General features: G+C 71.0%; 18 protein-coding genes and 1 rRNA gene. 14 read left to right on the top strand and 5 right to left on the bottom strand.

Annotated features, from left to right (window positions below; genetic code table 11):
• The first annotated feature begins 160 nt into the window (after positions 1-160).
• The 10 genes from rrf (at position 161) to KKR01S_RS09470 (ending at position 8,692) form a co-directional block, all read left to right on the top strand.
• Positions 161-278 (top strand): 5S ribosomal RNA (gene rrf / locus KKR01S_RS09425).
• A 114-nt stretch (positions 279-392) separates the two neighbouring features.
• A complete protein-coding gene (locus tag KKR01S_RS09430; protein ID WP_061225875.1) occupies positions 393-878 on the top strand; it encodes a GNAT family N-acetyltransferase in 486 nt (161 codons plus the stop codon).
• A gap of 327 nt (positions 879-1,205) precedes the next feature.
• On the top strand, positions 1,206-3,254 hold the full coding sequence (locus KKR01S_RS09435; protein ID WP_081101689.1) for a DUF6541 family protein: 2,049 nt from the start codon (positions 1,206-1,208) through the stop codon (positions 3,252-3,254).
• Positions 3,255-3,337: 83 nt separating this feature from the next.
• Entirely contained in the window at positions 3,338-4,093 is a 756-nt protein-coding gene (locus tag KKR01S_RS09440; RefSeq protein ID WP_058730269.1) for a glycosyltransferase family 2 protein, read from the top strand.
• The gene (locus KKR01S_RS11160; RefSeq protein ID WP_244884138.1) at positions 4,090-4,608 is read left to right on the top strand and encodes a DUF2304 domain-containing protein; all 519 of its coding nucleotides are present in this window, start codon (positions 4,090-4,092) and stop codon (positions 4,606-4,608) included. The genes KKR01S_RS09440 and KKR01S_RS11160 overlap by 4 nt, the downstream gene beginning before the upstream one ends.
• Positions 4,605-5,480: a glycosyltransferase family 2 protein gene (locus KKR01S_RS09450; protein WP_061225876.1), complete on the top strand. Its 876-nt coding sequence runs from the start codon at positions 4,605-4,607 to the stop codon at positions 5,478-5,480. The genes KKR01S_RS11160 and KKR01S_RS09450 overlap by 4 nt, the downstream gene beginning before the upstream one ends.
• Before the next feature lie 13 nt (positions 5,481-5,493).
• A complete protein-coding gene (locus KKR01S_RS09455; protein ID WP_174520384.1) occupies positions 5,494-6,927 on the top strand; it encodes a hypothetical protein in 1,434 nt (477 codons plus the stop codon).
• A complete protein-coding gene (locus tag KKR01S_RS09460) occupies positions 6,924-7,469 on the top strand; it encodes a DinB family protein (protein ID WP_061225877.1) in 546 nt (181 codons plus the stop codon). The genes KKR01S_RS09455 and KKR01S_RS09460 overlap by 4 nt, the downstream gene beginning before the upstream one ends.
• A gap of 161 nt (positions 7,470-7,630) precedes the next feature.
• Positions 7,631-8,182 (top strand): hypothetical protein, encoded by a 552-nt coding sequence (locus KKR01S_RS09465; protein ID WP_131800610.1) that lies wholly within the window; start codon positions 7,631-7,633, stop codon positions 8,180-8,182.
• 24 nt (positions 8,183-8,206) lie between these two features.
• Positions 8,207-8,692 carry a lamin tail domain-containing protein gene (locus tag KKR01S_RS09470; RefSeq protein ID WP_061225879.1) on the top strand — a complete coding sequence of 162 codons (486 nt, stop codon included), beginning with the start codon at positions 8,207-8,209 and terminating at the stop codon, positions 8,690-8,692.
• A 94-nt stretch (positions 8,693-8,786) separates the two neighbouring features.
• Here KKR01S_RS09470 and gdhA read toward each other — a convergent pair whose 3' ends face one another.
• A complete protein-coding gene (gene gdhA / locus KKR01S_RS09475; protein WP_061225880.1) occupies positions 8,787-10,136 on the bottom strand; it encodes an NADP-specific glutamate dehydrogenase in 1,350 nt (449 codons plus the stop codon).
• Between the two features lie 57 nt (positions 10,137-10,193).
• Entirely contained in the window at positions 10,194-10,553 is a 360-nt protein-coding gene (locus KKR01S_RS09480; RefSeq protein ID WP_061225881.1) for an EamA family transporter, read from the bottom strand.
• Positions 10,554-10,665: 112 nt separating this feature from the next.
• Here KKR01S_RS09480 and KKR01S_RS09485 point away from each other — a divergent pair, with 112 nt between their 5' ends.
• Positions 10,666-15,732 carry an NAD-glutamate dehydrogenase gene (locus KKR01S_RS09485; RefSeq protein WP_224799999.1) on the top strand — a complete coding sequence of 1,689 codons (5,067 nt, stop codon included), beginning with the start codon at positions 10,666-10,668 and terminating at the stop codon, positions 15,730-15,732.
• A gap of 229 nt (positions 15,733-15,961) precedes the next feature.
• On the opposite strand, the gene KKR01S_RS09490 is transcribed toward KKR01S_RS09485, so the two are convergent.
• The gene (locus KKR01S_RS09490; RefSeq protein WP_058730262.1) at positions 15,962-16,165 is read right to left on the bottom strand and encodes a cold-shock protein; all 204 of its coding nucleotides are present in this window, start codon (positions 16,163-16,165) and stop codon (positions 15,962-15,964) included.
• A gap of 325 nt (positions 16,166-16,490) precedes the next feature.
• Positions 16,491-17,315 carry a class I SAM-dependent methyltransferase gene (locus KKR01S_RS09495; RefSeq protein ID WP_081101691.1) on the bottom strand — a complete coding sequence of 275 codons (825 nt, stop codon included), beginning with the start codon at positions 17,313-17,315 and terminating at the stop codon, positions 16,491-16,493.
• Between the two features lie 126 nt (positions 17,316-17,441).
• On the opposite strand from KKR01S_RS09495, the gene KKR01S_RS09500 reads away from it, so the two are divergent.
• Together KKR01S_RS09500 and KKR01S_RS09505 are read left to right on the top strand one after the other, a co-directional pair.
• Positions 17,442-18,152 carry a TetR/AcrR family transcriptional regulator gene (locus KKR01S_RS09500; protein ID WP_061225882.1) on the top strand — a complete coding sequence of 237 codons (711 nt, stop codon included), beginning with the start codon at positions 17,442-17,444 and terminating at the stop codon, positions 18,150-18,152.
• A gap of 210 nt (positions 18,153-18,362) precedes the next feature.
• Positions 18,363-20,135, top strand: coding sequence for an oleate hydratase (locus KKR01S_RS09505; RefSeq protein WP_058730260.1), 1,773 nt, complete (start codon positions 18,363-18,365; stop codon positions 20,133-20,135).
• A 108-nt stretch (positions 20,136-20,243) separates the two neighbouring features.
• On the opposite strand, the gene KKR01S_RS09510 is transcribed toward KKR01S_RS09505, so the two are convergent.
• Positions 20,244-21,095 carry a 3-hydroxyacyl-CoA dehydrogenase gene (locus tag KKR01S_RS09510; RefSeq protein WP_058743503.1) on the bottom strand — a complete coding sequence of 284 codons (852 nt, stop codon included), beginning with the start codon at positions 21,093-21,095 and terminating at the stop codon, positions 20,244-20,246.
• A gap of 289 nt (positions 21,096-21,384) precedes the next feature.
• Between KKR01S_RS09510 and KKR01S_RS09515 the strand changes: the two genes are divergently transcribed.
• A complete protein-coding gene (locus KKR01S_RS09515) occupies positions 21,385-21,792 on the top strand; it encodes a cupin domain-containing protein (protein ID WP_058731841.1) in 408 nt (135 codons plus the stop codon).
• Positions 21,793-21,810: the final 18 nt, after the last annotated feature.

Consider the following 21,810-nt stretch of genomic DNA (forward strand, 5'->3'; position numbering starts at 1 on the left):
CGGGATGCCCGGGGCGCGCCTGCAGGTCCCGACGCGGCACCTGGAAGGGCTGCGGAGGAACCGCCCGGCGTCGGGGTTGCCCGTCCGGCCGGGACGGCCTAGACTGGGAAGCGTCGAGAACGACGAGACTTGCCGACGCCGCGGCGTCGAGCTCGAGGTTTTCGGTGGTTATAGCCAGAGGGAGACACCCGGTCCCTTTCCGAACCCGGTAGTTAAGGCTCTGAGCGCCGATGGTACTGCACCCGGTAGGTGTGTGGGAGAGTAGGTCGCCGCCGAGATACACCACCCGAAGGGGCGGATCCGATGGAGGACCCGCCCCTTCGTCGTCTCCGGAACCCATTCCCGCTCCCGCGCTGTCTCCGCCCTCTGCCGCGGGCCGGTAGAGTGCCGGTATGCCGCAGACCCCTCCGCAGACCCAGACCACCCCGACCGTGCACCGCGGGAACTGGCTCACCCTGGACCCCCGGCTGGCCTATGGTCTCGCGCAGCTGCGCTGCGAGGTCTTCGTGATGGGCCAGGGCATCACCTCGGAGCCTGAGCTGGACGGCCGGGACCTGGAACCGGAGGCCGTCAGCTACTGGATCGCCGATCAGACGGGGCGGCCCGTCGCCACCCTGCGCACCCTCGCCGGGGATCCGGAGACCAAGGAGGTCGTCATCGGCCGGGTCGCCACCGGCGCCTCCCACCGCGGGCGCGGACTGGCCGGGGCGCTGCTGCGCGCGGTCATCGCGGACCACCCCGGCCGGGTGCTCACGATGCACGCCCAGGCCCACCTGCGCGACTGGTACGCCCGCTACAGCTTCCTGCCGGTCGGGCCCTCCTTCCAGGAAGCCGGCATCGAGCACCTGCCCCTGCGGCGGGAACCCTCCGGCGACTGAGGTCGACCCGAGCGGGGAGGCCAACCCTTGTCCGGGGTGCTGTTCCCGCCCGTCGCGCAGCCTCCGATGCCGCCTCCGGCCTCACCCGCCCGAGGGAACGGCGGCGGCCCGACGGGCCGGGCTACACTGGACGGGTCCCGCGCCCCGGCAGCCCCCGGTCGTGTTCGGGCGCGTCCCAGCCCCGTGCCGCCGACGACGGGCCGGCCCTCCGGTTCTGCGCCGGGGCTGCCGTCGTCGACGGACGACGCCCGAGCGGCGGCTCGCGCCCACCCAGCGCAGACCCGTCGGCACACCGAAGGAACCCCACGGAAACGGAGCCCGCACCCCATGGCATGGCTGAGCCTCGTCCCCTCCCTGGCCCTGTGCGCCGCGATCCTGGTGATCCCGGGGCTGCTCGTGACGCTGGCGGTGCGGGTGCGCGGCTTCGACGCCCTGGCCCTGTCCCCGGCCGTCTCCGTGGCCGTGATCGCCGTCAGCGCCATCGTCGCACCGCATCTCGGTCTGCGCTGGGCGCTGTGGATCCCCCTGCTGGGCGCACTGCTCCTGGCCCTCGTGCTGGGGGCCGTGCACCTGCTGCTGACCCGCACCGGCCTCGCCGATCGACCCGCCCCCCGGCCCACCGACCGATCCGCCGAGACCCCCGCCTCCGCTGCCGCCGGGAGCTGCCGGCCCGCGTCCCGGTGGTTCGACCGCGAACAGGGTCGATACTGGGTCGCCCTGGTCCTGGCCGGCGGGCTCATGCTGCGGGTGCTCACCAATGCGGTCGGCAGCCCCCAGTGGTTCTCCCAGACCTTCGACAACAACTTCCACCTCAATGCCGTGCGGTGGATCGCGGACACCGGCGACGCCTCCTCGATGACCCTCACCGCGATGACCTCCGGGGACGAGGCACCCGCGTTCTACCCCGCGGCCTGGCACGACGTCGTCTCCCTCGTGTTCATGACCGGAGGGGACACCATCCCCGCGGCCACCAACGCGATGATCCTCGTGGTCGGCGCCCTCGTGTGGCCGCTGAGCGTGCTCTTCCTGCTGCGCAGCATGCGCCGCTTCGGGCTGCCCGCCGTCCTCTGCTCCGCGCCCCTGCTGGCCGGATTCAGCGCCTTCCCCCTGCTGCTGATCTTCTTCGGGGTGCTCTACCCCAACGTCCTGGGCCTGGCCCTGATCCCGGCCGGCCTCGGAATCGTCCTGGAGCTGTTCCGCCTGGGGGAGGCCCGCCGACTGGACACCGCCCAGGCCGTGCTCCTGGGCCTGCCGTCCGCCCTCGGCGTCGCCCTGGCCCACCCCAACGCCGTCATGTCCCTGCTGGTCATGGCCGTTCCCATCCTCGTGCTGCGCGCCCTGCGCCAGATCCGCCGCGCCGCCGCCGGAACCACCCGTCCCCTGGCCGCGCTCGGGCAGGTCCTGCTGATCGCGGGACTGCTGTGGTTCGTGTGGTACCTGTGGGGCGTCGTGCGCCCGCAGGAGAGCGCGGCCGCGTGGGGCCCGTCCACCAGCGACAGCCAGGCCTTCGGCGAGGCCCTGCTCAACGCGCCGCTGAGCCTCGTGTGGGCCCAGTGGACCGTGAGCATCTTGGCGGCGCTCGGCGTCGTCGCCGCCTTCCGGGCACGCACCAACCGGTGGCTGCCCCTGACCTACGGCGTGCTCATCTACTACTACGTGGCCGTGCGCTACCTGCAGTGGGACCAGGATCGCATGTGGGTGACCGGGGTCTGGTACAACGATCCGTACCGCCTGGCCGCGCTGCTGCCCCTGGCCGCGATCCCGCTGGCCGTGCTCGGGGTGCAGATGATCGCGGAGGACCTCGCCCGCTGGCGCCCCCTGCAGGTGCTGGCGCGCCGCTCGCCCCGGGCCGCCGGGCGGGTCGGTCTCGGACTGGGTGCGGTCAGCCTGATCCTGGTCACCGCCCTGACGCAGTTCGCCCGGCCCCTCACCCAGATGATGGACAACTCCTACTGGACCTACTACCCTGGCCCCGGGGCGGCCCTGGTCTCCGCGGACGAGCTGGACGTGCTGGAGGCCATGGATCGCTGGGTGCCCGCGGAGGACGTCGTCGTCGTCAACCCCTTCACCGGCGGTGCCCTCGCCTACGCCCTGGCCGACCGGCGCACCACCGCCGAACACACCCTCTACACGCCGACCCCCGCCGAGCGGACCATCGACGAATCCCTGAGCGAAGCCCGCGAGGACCCCGCCGTGTGCCGGGCGGTGGAGGAGGCCGACGCCCGCTGGGTCCTGGACTTCGGGGATCGGGAGGTCAACAACGGGGACCACTCCGATCGGTACCGCGGCCTGGAGGGTCTCGAGCAGGCCGGGGTCGCCCGCACCGTCTACCGCGCGGGAGACGCCAAGCTGCTGGAGATCACCGCATGCCGCTGACCCCGTGTACCCGCCGCGCCGCGTCCGGTCCCGCTGCGCAGGCGCCGGTGCCATCGGGTTCGGCCCGGTAGACTGGAGGCACTATGGCACAGACTCCCGAGGCCCCGCAGCAGCCGAGCTGCCTCATCATCATGCCCGCGTGGAATGAGGAAGAGGTCATCGACTCGACCCTGCGCGAGCTGCAGGACACCATGCCCGGCCATGACCTCCTCGTCGTCGACGACGGATCCACCGACGCCACCGCCCGCGTGGCCCGCGCCGCCGGCGCCAACGTGCTCCAGCTGCCCTACAACATGGGGGTCGGCGGGGCCATGCGCGCCGGGTACAAATACGCCCAGCGCCTGGACTACGACCGCGCGATCCAGGTCGACGCCGACGGCCAGCACGACCCCCGCGATATCGAGCGCGTCCTGGCCGGGCTGGAGCACGCCGACATCTCCATCGGGGCGCGCTTCGCCGAACGCGGCACCTACAAGGCCTCCGGGCCCCGGCGGTGGGCCATGAGCCTGCTCGCCCGGATGTTCTCCCGCGTGGCCGGGACCCGGCTGACCGACGTCACCAGCGGCTTCCGGGCCGGCAACCGCCGGGCCATCGCCCAATACTGCCGCTACTTCCCCGCCGAGTACCTCGGCGACACCATCGACTCCCTGGCCATGGCCCTGCGCGCCGGACTCAACGTGACCCAGGTGCCCGTGGAGATGCGCGAACGGCAGGCCGGCACCCCGTCGAACAACCCCTGGAAGTCCGCGGTGTACCTGGTCCGCTCGCTGTTCTCCTTCCTGCTGTCCATGACCCGGCGCCGCATCACCCCCCACGCAACCGAAGGAGGGCAGGCGTGAGCATCTCCACCGTCTTCTTCCTCATCCTCGGCCTGATCGTCCTCGTCGCCGTGGTCAGGCTCGTGCGGAACCTCAAGCTGCGCGAGAAGTACGCCGCCCTGTGGCTGTTCCTCGGTCTGATCACCGTGGTCCTCATGCTCTTCCCCCGGCTGCTGGACCGGCTCGCCTCCTGGGTGGGGGTGGCCACGCCCGTGAACCTGCTGTTCCTCATCGCGATCCTGCTGCTGCTGGGCATCTGCCTGCACCTGTCCCTGGAGATCTCCCGGCTGGAGGATGAGACGCGGGTGCTCGCCGAGGAGTGCGCGATCCAGCGCTCGCTGCTGATCCGGGAGCTGGAGCGCACCGGGCAGCGACGCAACCCCACCGCCTCCCTGCCCATCATCCACCCCGATGACGTCCCCCGCCCGGACATCGCTGAGGCGGGTGCCGCCCGCGGCGGCGCCTCCGGCCGACCGGGTCGCACCGGGGCCGGGCCGACCGAGACCCCTGACACCGACACCCCGGAGAAGCCATGACCGTCGACATCCTCTTCCCCTACTACGGCGACGTCGCCCTGATGAAGCAGGCCGTGAAGTCCGTGCTCGGCCAGACCGAACGCGACTGGCGCATGGTCGTCATCGACGACGGCTACCCGGATGACTCGATCCCCGGCTGGTTCGACTCCCTCGGGGATGAGCGCGTCACCTACCTGCGCAACGAGCAGAACCTCGGTGCCAACGGCAACTACCGCAAGGCCCTGACCTTCGTGGAGAACGAGCTCGTCGTCGTCATGGGCGCCGACGACGTCATGCTGCCCAACTACATCGAATGGCTGGTGGCGGCCGCCCAGGCCCAGCCCGAGGCGCAGATCTTCCAGCCCGGGGTGTTCGTGATCGACGAGCACAACGCCCCTTCCAACACGCTCGTGGAGAAGACCAAGGCCGTGTACCGGCCCAAGCGCACCACCCTCCTGAAGGGCGAGGACCTGGCCGTGTCCATCCTGCGCGGGGACTGGCTGTACTTCCCGTCCCTGGGGTGGCGGGCCGAGACCATCACCGAGCTCGGCTTCCGCGAGGGCCTGGACGTCGTGCAGGACATGGCGCTGGTCATGGACGTGGCGATGAGCGGCGGGGCGCTGTACTACGACGAGACCGTCGCGTTCATGTACCGCCGCCACCAGGCCTCCGACTCCTCCTGGCGCGCCCTGGAGGGCACCCGCTTCGACGAGGAGCGACGGTTCTTCCAGACCATGGCCGATGAGATGGGGGCCCTGGGCTGGACCAAGGCCGCCGGAGTGGCGAAGCTGCACCTGTCCTCGCGCCTGCACGCCGCGACGCTGCTGCCGCGCGCCGCACTGGCCCGGAAGTGGAACGGTGTGCGAAACCTCGCCGCGCACCTGGTGAGATAGCGGAGCCACCGCGGTGTCAGCGGGATCCGAGGAACCGGTGCTGATCGGGCAGCGGGAGCTGGCCGCCGAGCGCCCCGGGACGGGCCGGGGCATCACCGCCCGGGAATCCGGGGCCATCCTCGTGGCTTCCGCGGTCACCGCCGTCTCCGCGCTGGGGGCGACCGTGATCGCGCAGTACGCGCTGCCGGCCGGGCAGGTCTCCGAGTTCCTGGTCTTCTGGTCCCTGCTCTTCGGCCTCTACGGGGTCATCGCGGGCATCCAGCAGGAGGCCACCCGCGCGGTCGGCGCCGCGCGGCTGTCCTGCGCTCCTGGAGGCGAGCCGATGCACCGGGGCGGTGAGGGGGCCGACGGGGCTCGCCCCGGGGCGCGGGTGGTGCCGGTCGCGGTGGGCATCGGCGCTCTCCTCGCGGTCCTCGTTGCGCTGAGCTCCCCGGCCTGGGCGGATGACCAGGTGCCCTCCGGCAGCACCCGGGCGGTGCTCCTGGTGTGCCTGGGGGTGTGCCTGTACGCGGTCCACGCCGCGATGAGCGGGGCGGCCGCCGGGCGCCAGCGCTGGTACCAGTTCGCCGGGCTCGGCGGCGGGGAGGCCGCGTGGCGGCTGCTGGCGATGCTCGGCGTCGGCGCCGCGGCCGGCACCCTGGGAGGGCTGGAGGCCGCGGTGGTCTCCCCGGTGCTGCTGTGGGCGGTCCTGGTGCTCCTCAGTCGGGAGGGACGGCGCACCTTCGCCGCCCGCGCCGACGTCCCACCCGGGCGTCTGACGCGCAACACCTTCCTGGCGATGGGCTCCTCCGCGGCCTCCGCGGTGCTCATGGTCGGGTTCCCCGTGGTGCTGAAGGCCACCGAGGGGGAGCACCCGGATCAGTACCGCTCGATGGTCCTCGGGGTGCTGATCCTCGGGATCTCCATCACCCGCTCGCCCATCATGATCCCGCTGCAGGCCTTCCAGGGGGTGGCGATCAGCGCGTTCCTCAGGCAGCGGCACCGGCCCCTGGCCGCGATGCTCCGCCCCGCGGCGGCGCTGCTGGGCATCGGGCTCCTCGGCGGCGGGCTGGCCTGGGTGATCGGGCCCGTTCTGTTCCGCCTGATCTACCGCCCCCAGCCGGAGCAGGTCCGGGTCTACGACGACGTCGTGCACGGTTGGCTGCTGGGCCCGCTGACCTTCGCCTCCGCGATCATGGCGCTGCTGGTGCTGACCGGGACCGCGGTGCTGGCCTTGGACGCCCACCGGACCTACGTGCTCGGCTGGGCGGTGGCCGCGGTCGTCGCCGTCGGGCTGCTGCTCCTGCCCCTGGGGCTGATCCCGCGGGCCATGATCGCGCTGTACCTCGCCCCGGCCTGCGGCGTCGCGGTGCACCTGGTCGGCATGGTGCGCGCCGCGCGGCGGTACCGAATTCAGGAGTCTTCACAGACGGCAGTTCCTGGCGGTCAGCTGGCGGCCCGGTCGTGAGCGGGCGCGCGATCGACGGACAGGGCAGGGCGGAGCCCTCAGGCATCGGCGACGAACTGAGCCTGCTCATGCAGTTCCTGGAATTCCACCGGGCCACGGTGGCTTGGAAGTGCAGCGACGTGGATGATCAGCGGCTGCGGCAGAAGCTGCCGCCCTCGGAGCTGAGTCTTGCGGGTCTGCTGAACCACCTGGCCTTCGTGGAGGACTACTGGTTCTCACATGTGGTCGCATCGGCCCCACTGCGGGAGCCATGGGTGTCGATGCCCTGGGGGCGGGATCCGGATGCGGAATTTCATCAAGCGCATAAGCTGACCGGGATTGGGCTGCGACGGCGGTGGGGGGAAGCCTGCGATAGGAGCCGCGATGTCCTCGATGGCCTCATCGCTGGTGGTTCCCACCTCGAGACGGCGTATCGGCGCCCGGGGGACAGCTCTCCCCGCTCCCTGCGCTGGATCCTGCTCCACATGATCGAGGAATATGCGCGCCACAATGGACACGCCGATCTGCTGAGGGAGGCTGTCGATGGGCTGACCGGCGAGTGAGGTCTCGGTGGGTTCCTCCGACTCCCCGGAGGGGTGCCCGTGGACGGGGGCAGTCCTGGTCTCAGGTACGATCCTGAACTGTGAGCAGAAGATCACTCGCATTGTCCTTCGCTGTCCTTTCCCCGCTTCTGCTGGCTGGTTGCGGCCAGGGGTCAGACGATGTGGAAGAGACCCGGTCACTCTTGGCGGTGGACGCGCCGGCGTCCGCCGATTCCGAAGAGGCGCAGAAGCGGGGGACGTCCATGCAGAAGCTCGGTGACGAGGTGGCGGTGGAGCAGGACGGCGAGATGCTCTATCGCTTCCGCGTGAACTCCATGGAGACCATGACAGTGGAACAGTGCCCCAATGGCGGTGGAAGCATGGGAGACCTGGTGGAGAATGGTCGTCTGATGAAGCTGTCGATCGACGAGGAGATCGGAGACGTCGCGGGGTCGGACAACCCCACGATCCGTTCCTTCGATGGCGACGGTCTTCTGGGTGTCAGCCAGGCGTCGTGGACCTACACCACCGACAAGGACACCAGGGTCAATGAGATCATGACACCCATCACGTACAATTGTCTCGGTCCGGGTGAATCGCTGCCGGACATGATGCAGTCCGGCGAGAAGGCCTCCGGCGACATGATGCTCGATCTTCCAGGCGACGCCGGGGTCCTGACCTACACGGATGCTTACACCTCCCAGAGATTCCGATGGGAGGTCTCCGCCCAGTAAGCCCCCACACGACGGATGGAACCGATGCCTTTCCTCTACTCCCGCTCCCTGCGCACGGCCGCCGCTGCCGCCGCGCTCGCCGTCCTGATCCCCGCCGCGACGATGGCCCCGGCCGACGCCGCCGTCGGCAAGCCCGTGGACATCGTCAAGATCCGCTACGACCTGCCGGGAAATGACGGGAGCGGCAACCGCCAGTACGTCCAGGAGTTCATCCAGCTGCGCAACGTCAGCGGCAGACCCGTCAACCTGACCGGCTACCGCGTCCAGGACGACGGCGCCAAGCACACCTTCGCCTTCCCCCGGAACTTCGTCCTCGGCGCGGGGAAGACCGTGGAGGTGCACAGCGGGAAGGGCCGCGCCACCGGGTCCATCCAGTACTGGAACACCACGAGCTTCGTTTGGAACAACGACCATGATCGCGCCACCCTGCGCGACGGCCGCGGCAAGGTCCTGGAGACCTGCGGCTACGTCGGAACCCACGCGAAGGGCGGAGCCACCAAGACCTGCTGACTCCCCGGCGATGCGCCGCCCTCCCGGCGGTACGGCCCTCGGCAGCCGTCGCACCTGGGGGGACGGCGCATCGCCCACCGCGCCCGGCGTCCGGTCAGATCACGCCCTGCGCCAGCATCGCGTCCGCGACCTTCCGGAAACCGGTGATGTTCGCCCCCGTCACGTAATCCCCGGGCTTCCCGTACTCCTCGGCGGTCTGCTCGCAGGCGGTGAAGATGTTGGTCATGATCTGACGCAGCCGCTGATCCGTGTACTCGAAATCCCACGTATCCCGGGTCGCGTTCTGCTGCATCTCCAGGGCCGACGTCGCCACCCCGCCCGCATTCGAGGCCTTCCCCGGGGCGTAGGCGATCCCCTCCTCCCGGTACACCTCGATCGCCTCCTGCGTGGAGGGCATGTTCGCGCCCTCCGCGACGAAGCGGCACCCGTGCGAGGCCAGCAGACGCGCCGCCTCGCCGTCGAGCTCGTTCTGGGTGGCGCACGGCAGGGCGATGTCGCACTCCAGCTCCCACACGTTCCCGCCCTCGGAGAATCGGGCGCCCGAGACCTCCTCGGCGTAGGCGGACACGCGCTCGCGACGCTGCTCCTTGACCCGGCGCAGCAGATCCACGTCCACCCCGTCCGGGGTGTGCACGCACCCGGAGGAATCCGAGAAGCCGACGACGGTGGCACCCAGCTGCTGGGCCTTCTCGATCGCGTAGATCGCCACGTTCCCGGAGCCGGAGACCACGACCCGCGCGCCGTCGAAGGAGGCGTCGTGCGCGCGCAGCATCTCCGCGGTGAAGTAGACCAGCCCGTACCCGGTGGCCTCGGTGCGCACCAGGGACCCGCCCCAGGCCAGGCCCTTGCCGGTGAGCACCCCGGACTCGTGCCGGTTGGCCAGGCGCCGGTACTGCCCGAACAGGTACCCGATCTCCCGGGAGCCGACGCCGATGTCCCCCGCGGGGACATCCGTGTACTCCCCGAGGTGCCGGTGCAGCTCGGTCATGAACGACTGGCAGAAGCGCATGATCTCCGCGTCGGAGCGGCCCTTGGGGTCGAAGTCCGAGCCGCCCTTCCCGCCGCCGATCGGCAGGCCCGTCAGGGAGTTCTTGAAGATCTGCTCGAAGCCCAGGAACTTCACGACCCCCAGGTTGACCGACGGGTGGAAGCGCAGACCGCCCTTGTACGGTCCCAGGGCGGAGTTGAACTGCACTCGGAAGCCCCGGTTGACCTGCACGCGCCCGTGGTCATCCACCCACGGCACCCGGAAGATCAGCTGCCGCTCCGGCTCCACGAGCCGCTCGATCAGCCCGTGCTCCCCGTAGGCCGGGTCCTGCTCCAGGAGCAGGCCCAGGCTGCCGAAGACCTCGCCCACCGCCTGGTGGAACTCCGGTTCGCCCGGATTGCGCCGCAGCACCTCCCGGTAGAAGCCGTCGATCTTCTCGCTCACGTCCGATGCCACGGTGTGCTCCTCATCTCTCGGCTGCCGTCCGCCGCCCACTCTACGGGGACAGCCGGATCATCCGGAGATCAGGGCGACCCCGCCGAGCACCACCGCGGCCCCCAGCAGACGCCGGCCCGGGTTCGCCTCCTTGAAGATCAGCCACCCCAGCAGCGAGCCGATGACGATGCTCGTCTCCCGCAGCGGGGCCACCAGGGACACCGGCTGGGTCTGCATCGCGATCAGCACCAGCACGTACGCGGCGGGGGAGAACGCCGCGATCGCCAGGATCGGCCACACGTTCTCCCGGAGGGTCCGGCCCAGCACGTACCACCAGATGAACACGAAGGAATCCCCCGTCTTCGCCTTCGCCGCGAGGTTCCAGGTCGCGTGGAACACGGCGGCCGTCAGGACGAGGCCGAGGGCTGCGGGTGTCATGGGCCGAGTCTAGGAGCTCGCGCTCGGACCGTCACCCGGCGGAGGCTATCCTGGGACGAGGCCGAGACGACCACAACGACGTGTCCAGTCTTCCAGGAAGGTATCCGCCACCGTGCCTCTGAACCCGAGCACCGAGTCCACCGACCCCCTCGCCGATCCCCGGATCGACCCCTGGATCCGGCGGTACTACCAGCACTCCACCGCCGAGGACCTGGCCGAGAGCACCCGGGAGGAGCTGCTGGAGCGGGCCCGCCTGCACCGGGACCTCGCCGAGCATCGCCGGCCGCAGGAGGCCTCCGTGCAGGTGGTGCGCACCGGGCGCGGCTGGACCCTGATGATCGTCACCGACGACATGCCCTTCCTCGTCTCCTCCGTGACCGCGGAGGTCGCCGGGAACCACGGCGGCTCCGACGCCCTGTTCCACCCCGTCTTCCTCGTGCACCGGGACCCGGACACCGGCGCCCTGGAATCCCTGCGCGGACTGGAGACCAAGCAGCCGGTGGCCAGCGGGGACACCGCCGCGATCCCGTCCCTGGGGCCGGCCGTCGGCAAGGCCTCCGCGATCGAGTCCTGGATCAGCATGGACCTGTCCGACGTCGACGACGAGCGCTCCGCCCAGCACCTCACCGCGGCGATCCACCGGGTCCTGGCCGATGTGCGCCGGGCCCACCGCGACGCCGAGGCCGTGCGGGAGAAGGTCCTGGACCTCTCCGAGCGGGTCGGGACCCTCGCCGACCCGGAGCAGGGCACCGGGCCCCTGCGGGTCCAGGACGCCGCCCCGGACGCCGCCGAGCATCCGCAGGTGGTGCGGGAGTTCCTGGCGTGGCTGGCCCGGGAGAACTTCCTGTTCTTCGGGTACAAGGAGCGGGACCTGCGCGAGGGCCCCGACGGGCTGAGCATCTCCGACCGGCCCGGCACCGGCCTGGGCATCCTCGCCGAGGAGGACGGGCACGACGTCGACCCTGAGCCGCGCCTGCTCACCGGACGCTCCCGGGACAACGCCGCCGACCGGAAGATCGTCTACATCACCAAGGCCAACTCCCGCTCCACGATCCACCGGCACGAGTTCCTGGACTACATCGGGCTGCGGGACCTCGACGCCTCCGGGCGGGTGATCGGGGAGTACGTGATCCTGGGACTGTTCTCCCTGCGGGCCTACTCCCTGCCCGCCACCGAGACGCCGCTGATGCGCGAGCGGGTGCGGGTGGTGCGCAACCGGCTGGGATTCCAGCCCGGCTCCCACTCGGACAAGACCCTCACCGGCATGATCGAGGAGTACCCGCGCCTGGAGCTGCTGCAGGCGGACCAGGACACCCTCACGGACACCTTCGCGGGGATCATGGGCCTGGAGGAGCGGCGGCGCACCCGGCTGTTCCTGCGCCCGGACGAGTTCGGGCGGTTCGTCTCCGCCGTCGTGTTCCTGCCGCGGGACCGGTACAACACCGGGGTGCGCCAGCGCATCGAGGCCGTGCTGCACCGGGAGATCGACCTGGCCTCCAGCGACTTCGAGGTGCACCTGTCCGTCTCCGCCCTGGCCCGGATCTTCTTCCGGCTGCGCCTGGCGGACCCGGATCAGGTCCCGGACCTGGACGTCGCCGCGATCGAGCGGAAGCTGCAGGCCGCGACCCGCTCCTGGCCCGAGGCCCTGGAGACCGCGCTGCATGCGCAGGGCACCGCCGACGCCGCCTCCTGGGCCGACGCCGCCCCGGCCACCTACCGCGCGGACTACGAGATCGAGGACGCGGTGGCCGACGTCGCCGTGTTCACCCGGCTGCTGGCCGCCGGAGCGGACCGCCCGGCCGCGGTGCGCCTGCACCGGCCCGACGGGCACGGGCAGCACCACCCGGACCAGACCCGGGAGCTGCGCCTGAAGACCTACCTGCGCGAACCCCGCACCCTCACCGCCCTGCTGCCGCTCATGCAGCACCTGGGCCTGACCGTCGTGGATCAGCGCCCCTACGACCTGCGGGCCCCCGGCGGGCAGGACGTGCTGCTCTACGACTTCGGGGTGATCTTCCCCGACGGGGTGGATCCGGAGGCCGTGCTCGAGCTGTACGAGGACGCCCTGTGCGCGGTGCTGTCCGGGCGGGCCGAATCCGACTCCCTGGACCGGCTGGTGCTGGCCGAGGCCCTGCCGTGGCGCACCGTCGCGATCCTGCGCGCCTACACCCGCTACCTGGTGCAGCTGGGCACCGGGTTCACCCCGGCGTTCATGGCCGACACCCTGCTGGCCCACCCGCGGGTGACCCGGCTGCTGGTGGAGCTGTTCGAGGCCGGCTTCGCCCCCGCGGCTTCCTCCCCGGCCGACGTCGACCCCGACGCCGCGCCGACGCAGGCGGACGACGTCGCGGCCCGGCGCGCCGCCCGGGAGGAGATCCGGGAGCGCATCGGGCGGGCTCTGGACGAGGTGCCCACCCTGGACGCGGACCGGATGCTGCGCGCGCTCGCGGAGGTCGTCGCGGCCACGGTGCGCACCAACGCGTACCAGGACCGGGCGAGCATCGCCTTGAAGGTGCGGCCCCGGGAGATCTCCTTCGCGCCGCTGCCGCGCCCGGCCTTCGAGATCTGGGTGCACTCCCCGCGCGTGGAGGGCGTGCACCTGCGCTTCGGGGAGATCGCCCGCGGCGGGCTGCGCTGGTCCGACCGGCGCGAGGACTTCCGCACCGAGGTGCTCGGGCTGGTCAAGGCGCAGATGGTCAAGAACGCCGTCATCATCCCGACCGGCGCCAAGGGCGGATTCTACGCCAAGCAGCTGCCGGACCCGGCCGCGGACCGCGAAGCCTGGCTGGCGGAGGGGCGGGCCGCCTACTCCCTGTTCATCCGCTCCCTGCTGGACGTCACGGACAACCTCGTCACCGACGACGCCGGGCACCAGAGCGTGCGGCGCCCGGAGGGCGTCATCGCCCTGGACGCGGAAGACACGTACCTGGTGGTCGCCGCGGACAAGGGCACCGCGACCTTCTCGGACCTGGCCAACTCCATCTCCGCGGAGTACGGGTTCTGGCTGGGCGATGCCTTCGCCTCCGGCGGATCCGTGGGCTACGACCACAAGGCCATGGGCATCACCGCCCGCGGCGCGTGGGAGTCGGTCAAGCGCCACTTCGCGGAGCTGGGCATCGACTGCCAGGCCGAGGAGTTCACGGCCGTGGGCATCGGGGACATGTCCGGGGACGTGTTCGGCAACGGGATGCTGCGCTCGGAGCACACCCGGCTGGTGGCGGCCTTCGACCACCGGGACATCTTCATCGACCCGGACCCGGACCCCGCCTCCTCCTACGCCGAGCGGCAGCGGCTGTTCACCACCCCGCGCTCCAGCTGGCAGGACTACGACCGCTCCCTGATCTCCGCCGGCGGCGGGGTGTTCTCCCGCCGGGAGAAGTCCATCGAGCTGACCCCGCAGATCCGGGAGGCCCTGGGCATCGAGGAGCACGTGCAGCGCCTGGCCCCCGCGGAGCTGGTCTCCGCGATCCTCACCGCCCCCGTGGATCTGCTCTACAACGGCGGCATCGGCACGTACGTGAAGGCCGCCGGGCAGACCAACGCCGAGGTGGGGGACAAGGCCAACGACGCCCTGCGCGTGGATGGTGCTGACCTGCGCTGCCGCATCGTCGGGGAGGGCGGGAACCTGGGCTTCACCCAGCGCGGGCGCATCGAGGCCGCCCGCGCCGGGGTCATCCTCAACACGGACGCGATCGACAACTCCGCCGGGGTGGAGACCTCGGACCGGGAGGTGAACCTGAAGATCCTCGTGGACCGGCTGGTGGCCCGCGGGCTGCTGGAGGCCGAGGAGCGGGCGGGGTTCATCGAGGAGCAGACCGACGCCGTCGCCCGCGCCGTGCTGGAGACCAACCGGGAGCAGAACGTGCTCCTGCAGGCCGAGCGCCTGGGCACCATGCCCACCCGCTCCTCGGCCGTGCGGCTGATGCACCACCTCGAGGAGCACGCCGGGCTGGACCGGGGCATCGAGGACCTGCCCTCCGACGCCGAGCTGACCGCGCGCTTCGAGGACGGCTGGGGGCTGACCGGGCCGGAGCTGTCCGTGCTCGCCGCGTACGCGAAGATCGACGTGACCGCGGCCCTGCTCGACGCCGGCTTCGGCGAGGACCCGTGGCTGGCGCGCATCCTCGAGGAGTACTTCCCGGAGGAGGTGATCCGCCGCTTCGGCGGTGAGCTGGACGAGCACCCGCTGCGCCGGGAGATCATCTGCACCCGGGTGGCCAACGAGATGGTCAACACCGCCGGCATCACCTTCGCCTACCGGGTGCTGGAGGAGACCGGGGCCTCCGCGGCCAGCGTGGCCGCGGCCTTCCTGGTGGTGCGCGAGCTGTTCGGGATCCGCGGGCTCATGGAGCGCTTCCGCGCCCTGCCGGCCGACGTCGCCCCGGAGGCCTGGCGGGCCGTGGGCCGGGAGATCCAGCGGCTCGTGGACCGCGGCACCCGCTGGTTCATCGACGAGGGCACCCTGGCCGCCGGGGAGGTCGCGCAGTCCGTGGCGGAATCCCAGCGGATCGCCGCGGTGATCCGGCGGTACCGCCCGGCCCTGGAGCTGGCCGGGGACGTCCCGGAGCTGCTGGGGCCCGAGGCCGCCCGGCGCTGGACCGAGCGCTTCGAGGACGCCCGCTCCTGGGGGGTCCCGGAGGATCTGGCCCGGGACTGGGCCGGCCTGCTGGAGGCCTACCCGCTGCTGGATGTGGCCCGGCTGGCCGAGCAGGCCCCGGTCGGTCTGCGCTCCTGCGCCCTGGTGCGCTACGCGGTCGCGGACCGGTTCGACGCCGAGCTCCTGCTCGAGGCGATCACGCATCTGCCGCGAGGGGACCGCTGGGAGACCCTCGCCCGCTCCTCCCTGCGCTCGGACCTGTACGAGACCCTCGCGGACCTGACCCTGGCGGTGACCGAGGAGATCGGCGGCGCTGCGGCCGGTGACGGTGACGCGGCGGGCAGTGCTGGTGGCGACGGCGGGCCGGCTGAGGACGGCGCGGCGTCGTCCGGTGCCGACGAGGTGTCCGGGCCTGAGGAGGCCGAGCGCGCCGTGGCCGCCTGGGAGGAGCGCCACCCGGTGCACACCGCGCGGGTCGAGCGGCTGATGGAGGAGGTGCGCGCGCAGCTGGAGCACTCCCCGGATGCCCCGCGCCTGTCCACCCTGTCCGTGGCGGTCCGGGCCCTGCGCGACCTGGTGTAGCCGCCCTCCCCTCCCTCCCCTCACGCCGAACCGTCACTGGCGTGGCGCATCCGGGGCTCAGAAGGCACGCGAGTGACGGTTCGACGCCGTCACGTGCGCCGAGCCGTCACTCACGTGGGCTATCCGGGGTCCGGAAGCCACGCCGTTGACGGTTCGGTGCGCACGGAAAAAGGGGCGGCCCCGGGACTGGTGAGTCCCGGGGCCGCCCCCGTCGCATCGGGTGCGAGGATCAGATCGCGCGGATCGAGCTGGCCTGCATACCCTTGGGGCCGCGCTCGGGAGTGAACTCCACGGCCTGACCCTCCTCGAGGTTGCGGAAGCCATTGCCCTCGATGGCGGAGTAGTGGGCGAACAGGTCGTCCGAGCCGTCGTCGGGAGCGATGAAGCCGTAGCCCTTTTCGCCGTTGAACCATTTCACGATGCCAGTGGCCATAATCTCTTGCTTTCGTTGGGGTGGCCGCGGAAGCGGCCGGTGCTGCTTCGCCGGCGGGGATGCCGGCGCGGGCGTCCTGCTCCGTGGGCGGCCGATCACCGGGACGCACGGCAGGTGCAGGAAGTCAGATGGAGAACTCATCGAGAAGTCCGGCCGGGCGCACCGGCCTGGGACTGCGAAAAGACCGCATCAGGGTCGTCATGAAGATCATGGGCGGTCCGTGCGAAGGTGATCTCCGAACCGCCGGATCACGTGCACCGTCAACACTACCAGCTCCAGGCCGCCGGCGGGGGAGCGTCGGTGAGTCCCTCGTCCCTCCGGCGTGTCACCGGGGTCGACGCAGCACCAGGGCCATGCCGCTGAGGTGGCGGCGGTGATCCCAGAACACCCGGTGCATCCGCTGCGCCCGCCGGGCCGCCCGAGGCCGACGCGCCATGTTCCCCAGGATCCGGAGGACTCCGGCGGCACCTTCGTCCGCCAGCATCCGCCGCGGCTGCAGCATGGACATCGGCACCAGCTTCATCTGCTCCGGCCGCAGCCCCTGCGACTGGGCGAGGTCCTCCCAGTCCGGCACGGTCAGCGGACGGGCCGGCAGGCGCAGCTCCCGCGCCAGGTTGCGGCGGATGCCCTCCTGCTCCAGCGCGGAGAGCTGACCGGGGCGCAGGGCCAGCTCGTGCACCCCGCACACCCCTCCCGGACGCAGGATCCGGTGGGCCTCGGCCAGCACCGCGGCCTTCTCCTCGTCTCCCAGGGTGGACAGCACCGCCTCGATGAGCACGACGTCGGCGGATGAGGCGGGCAGGCCGGTGCGCTCGGCGCGGCCGATGACCGCCCGGTATCGGGAGCCCTCCGGCAGCAGGTCCGCGATCATCTGCTGGGTCTCCTCGTCGGACTCCACCCCGGTGTACCCGGCGGGCGCGTCCGCCAGGATCGCCCGGGTGCCCAGACCCCGGCCGGGGAGGATCTCCACGACGTCGCGTCCTTCGACGGCGAGCTGAGTCAGCAGCCAGCGGGTGGTCTCCAATCCTCCGGGGCGCAGGACGCGCTTGCCCAGCTGAGCCAGAATCCACGGGGCCCGCGCCGCGGCCGATGGGCCGGCCCCTCCCCGATCACGGGCGGGATGAGTGCCGGTGCTCTCCGGGGGAGTCATCGTGCGGGCTTCCTCTCGGCGTCGATGCTGATGGGGGCGCTTCCAGCTTAGGCCGAGCGGAGTGCGCTCCGGGAGAGCGTGACGTTCTCCCCCGCGCCCTTCGGGCGACCCCGGTACCGTGGTGCCATGAGCACCGCCGCCCACGCCTCCGCCTCCTCCGCCCCTCGCGTCGCCGTCGAGCCCGCTGCCGATGCCGCCGCCGGGCCGGCGATCCCCGAGCCGGCCCTGGGCAAGCGGGCCGCGCAGCGCCAGCGCAAGACGGCCGCCATCGTGGAGGCCGCGACCCAGCTGTTCCGCAGCCGCGGCTATGAATCCGTGACCACCCAGCAGATCGCCGAGGCCGCCAGGGTCACCAACGGGGCCTTCTTCCGGCACGTCGGCTCCAAATCGGATCTGCTGGTGCGGGTGGTCAACGACCAGCTGCGCACCGGGCACGACCGCGCCCTGGCCTCCCTCGAGGAGGGGGCCGACCCCACGCAGGCGATCCTGGACCTGATGGTCCCGCTGCGGGACCTCTCCCTGGAGCACCCGGAGCTGGCCACCGCCTACATCCGCGAGGTGGTCTTCGCCCGCAGCACCCTGACCGAGGGCTCCCTGGAGCAGATCGATCGGATGCGCTTCGCGATCGAACGGATCCTGCGTCACGCGGATGCCGCGGCCGACGCCGACCGGGCCGGGCAGCGCCCCGCGGACTACTGCGCATTCGCCGCGGACACCGTGTTCTCCTCGATCTGCATCGAGCTGGTGCGCGCCTCCCTGGGCCGCTCCGACGTGCTGAGCCTGCCCGAGCGCTTCCGCACCATGATCACCCGGCTGGTGGAGATGCTGCTGCGCTGAGGCCCGCGAGTCCGGACGGTGCGACACCCCGTGCATCGCGCCGTTGCTCGGCTCGTCATCGACGATGGCGCTCGGCCCGACCGGGCGGGGTGATGGGGGAGATCGACGGGCGTCATCGTGCTCTCAGGGCGACCCCTGCGCCGAAAAAGCGGAGTACACTCCGAATTGAGGGCGGGCCCGATGGAGCGACTCGCCGGAAGGAGACGAACCATGTACTACAGCAGCGGCAACTACGAAGCATTCGCCCGGCCCCGCAAGCCCGAGGGGGTGGAGCACAAGCACGCCTACCTCGTCGGCGCCGGACTCGCCTCCCTGGCCGCCGCCGGATTCCTCGTCCGCGACGGGCAGATGCCGGGGGAGAACATCACGATCCTCGAGGCCAGCGACATCGCCGGCGGGGCCCTCGACGGCGTCGAGGACCCCCACCGGGACGGCTTCCTCATCCGCGGCGGGCGCGAGATGGAGAACCACTTCGAATGCCTGTGGGACCTCTTCCACTCGGTGCCCTCCCTGGAGACCGAAGGCGCCAGCGTGCTGGATGAGTTCTACTGGCTGAACAAGGACGACCCCAACTACTCCCTGATGCGCGCGACCCGCAACCGCGGCGAGGACGGGGGCACGGACGGGAAGTTCGACCTCAGCCTCAAGGCCCAGAAGGATCTCCTGGACCTGTTCATGTCCCGAGACGAAGACCTCTACGACAAGAGGATCAACGACGTCATGGGCCGGGAGTTCTTCGACTCGACCTTCTGGCTGTACTGGCGCACCATGTTCGCCTTCGAGGAGTGGCACTCCGCCCTGGAGATGAAGCTGTACGTGCAGCGCTTCATCCACCACATCGGCGGCCTGCCGGACTTCTCCGCCCTGAAGTTCACCAAGTACAACCAGTACGAATCCCTGGTGAAGCCGCTGATCGCCTGGCTGCAGGAGCAGGGCGTGAAGGTGCAGTTCGACACCCGGGTGACCAACGTCGTCTTCGACATCACCGCGCAGAAGAAGACCGCCCGGCGCATCGAATGGCTGCGCGGCGGCGAGAAGGGCGGCGTCGACATTGACGAGGACACCCTCGTGTTCGTCACCAACGGCTCCCTGGTGGACAACTCCTCCTGGGGCACCAAGGACACCGCCCCCGAATGGGATTACAGCACCCCTGAGGGCGGGGCCTGGAGCCTGTGGAAGAACATCGCCCAGCAGGACCCGGACTTCGGGCGCCCGGACAAGTTCATCCACGCCCCCAACGTCCACGCCGAGCACGAGACGGCCTGGGAATCCGCGACCATCACCACCCTGGATGACAAGATCACCCCGTACATCGAGAAGATCTGCCGACGGGACCCGCATTCCGGGCGCGTGGTCACCGGTGGCATCGTCACCGCCCGGGACTCCGCCTGGCTGCAGTCCTGGACCATCAACCGCCAGCCGCACTTCGCCGCGCAGAAGCCCAACGAGCTGACCATCTGGTTCTACGGACTGTTCATCGACACCCCCGGCGACTTCATCAAGAAGCCGATGCGCGAGTGCACCGGGGACGAGATCTGCCAGGAATGGCTCTACCACCTGGGCGTGCCCGAGGAGCAGATCCCGCAGCTGGCCAAGGAATCCTGCATCACCCGGCCGTGCGCGATGCCCTTCGTCACCGCGTTCTTCATGCCGCGCACCGCGGGTGATCGTCCCCAGGTGGTGCCGGAGCACGTCACCAACTTCGCGTTCCTCGGGCAGTTCGCCGAGACCGTGCGGGACACGATCTTCACCACCGAGTACTCGGTGCGCACCGCGATGGAGGCCGTGTACCAGCTGCTCGACGTCGAACGCGGCGTGCCCGAGGTGTGGGGCTCCGTCTACGACGTGCGGGACCTGCTCCACGCCACCACCGCCGTGCGCGACGGCAAGCCCCTGCCGGTGCCCGGCTGGCTGCGCAAGCAGCTGGACAAGACCATGGTCGGGGACATGCTCGAACGCTACGGCGTGATGAAGCCGGCCTGATCGGGGCCGGCACGTCCCGGGAGCCCAGCACGACGCCGCCCGGCCCCTCACCGGTGAGGAGGGGCCGGGCGGCGTCGTCGTGTCCGCCGGGCAGATGGGTGCGTCGGGTCAGTAGGTGTAGAACCCGCCGCCGGCGTCCCGGCCGCGGCGACCGCGGTCGATGAACTCGGTCTTGATCCGCTGAGCCACCTTCTTCGACTCCTCGGTCCCGGCGTTGAGGTTGATCTGGTAGACCGTCTCCATCCCGACGACGTCGAGGATCTGGAACGGGCCCAGCGGGGAGCCGGTGGCGGTGCGCCAGGTCTTGTCGATCTCCTCGGGCTCCGCGATGTCCTGGACCCACAGGTGCGTGGCGGCGTTGAGGAACGGCACCAGCAGCGTGTTCAGCACGTAGCCGGGCTGTTCCTTCTCCACGTGGATGGGCACCAGCCCGATCTGTCCCGCGAACTCCAGCACCTGCTGCACCGCCTGGGGGTCCGTGCCCGCGTGGCCCATCACCTCGCCGGTGTTGTTCTTCCACACCTCGTTGGCGAAGTGCAGGGCAAGGAACCGCTCCGGGTGTCCCGTGGCCGCGGCGATGTCGCTGGGCAGCAGGGTCGAGGAGTTGGTGCACAGCACCGCCTGCTCCGGGGCCGCTGCCCCGATCTGCGCCCACACCTTCCTCTTCAGCTCCAGGTTCTCCGGCACGGCCTCGATGACGACGTCGGCCTCGGCCAGCGCCTGCGCGAGATCGGCGCTGTGGTGCAGCCGGGAGCGGGTCTGCTCCAGCTGGTCCTCGGTGGCCTCCATGTCCCGAACGTAGAATCCGGCCAGCCGATCCCACCGGGTGGGGAGCTCGGCGAGGATCTCCTCGGAGATGTCATAGACCATCACCTCCTTCCCGAAGAACGCCGCCTGGAAGGCGATCTGGGAGCCCAGAACCCCTGAGCCGATGACGGTGACGTGCGTGAAGCCGCTCATGGTGTGCCTCGATCCTCGAATCGGTCCGGGAGCGCATCCTCGCGCCCCTCGCCGCCCACGATAGTCCTTCCGGAGTGCGCTCCGGAATGGGGTCAGGGTGGGTGGGTCCTGGGCTGATCCCCGGCGATCGGTGCCTTCCGGGGGCTGCGGCTGACCTAGAATCGGTATAGAAGATACCGAATATCTGGGAGGGGTCATGGCTCGAACGGGCATTCCAGGACGCGGCCCCGGTGCGCAACAGCCACGCCGAGCTTCTGCGCAGGGTCGGGCTGAGCTCGAGGAGGCGCAGATGAGCTCCGGAACCGCTGTCCACCTGCTCGACGCCGCCCCCGTTCCGGACCCCGGCCGTCCTCGCCCTGCAGTGGCCCGCGTGCTGCAGGGAGCCGGGGCGAATCTGATCCTGTTCGCCTTCGCCCCGGGGCAGAGTCTGCCCGAGCACCGGGCCGCGCACCCGATCACGGTGCAGTGCCTGCGCGGCACCCTGGACTTCACCTGGGGCGGACGCACCGAGCGGTTGGACCCCGGCACGGTGGTGCACCTGCCCGCACACGTCACGCATCGTGTGGACCGCCCGGACGACGACGCGTCGAACCCCCGTGACGGGGAGATCTCAGCCGTGCTGCTGCTGACCATGCTGACCGGCGCGCCGGAGACGGTGCCGCATCAGGCGGACCCGAGCTCGGCGTCGAAGAGCTGACCCCGGTGCCCGCCCCCG

This window comes from Rothia kristinae NBRC 15354, from assembly GCF_001570865.1.
Taxonomy (GTDB): domain Bacteria; phylum Actinomycetota; class Actinomycetes; order Actinomycetales; family Micrococcaceae; genus Rothia; species Rothia kristinae.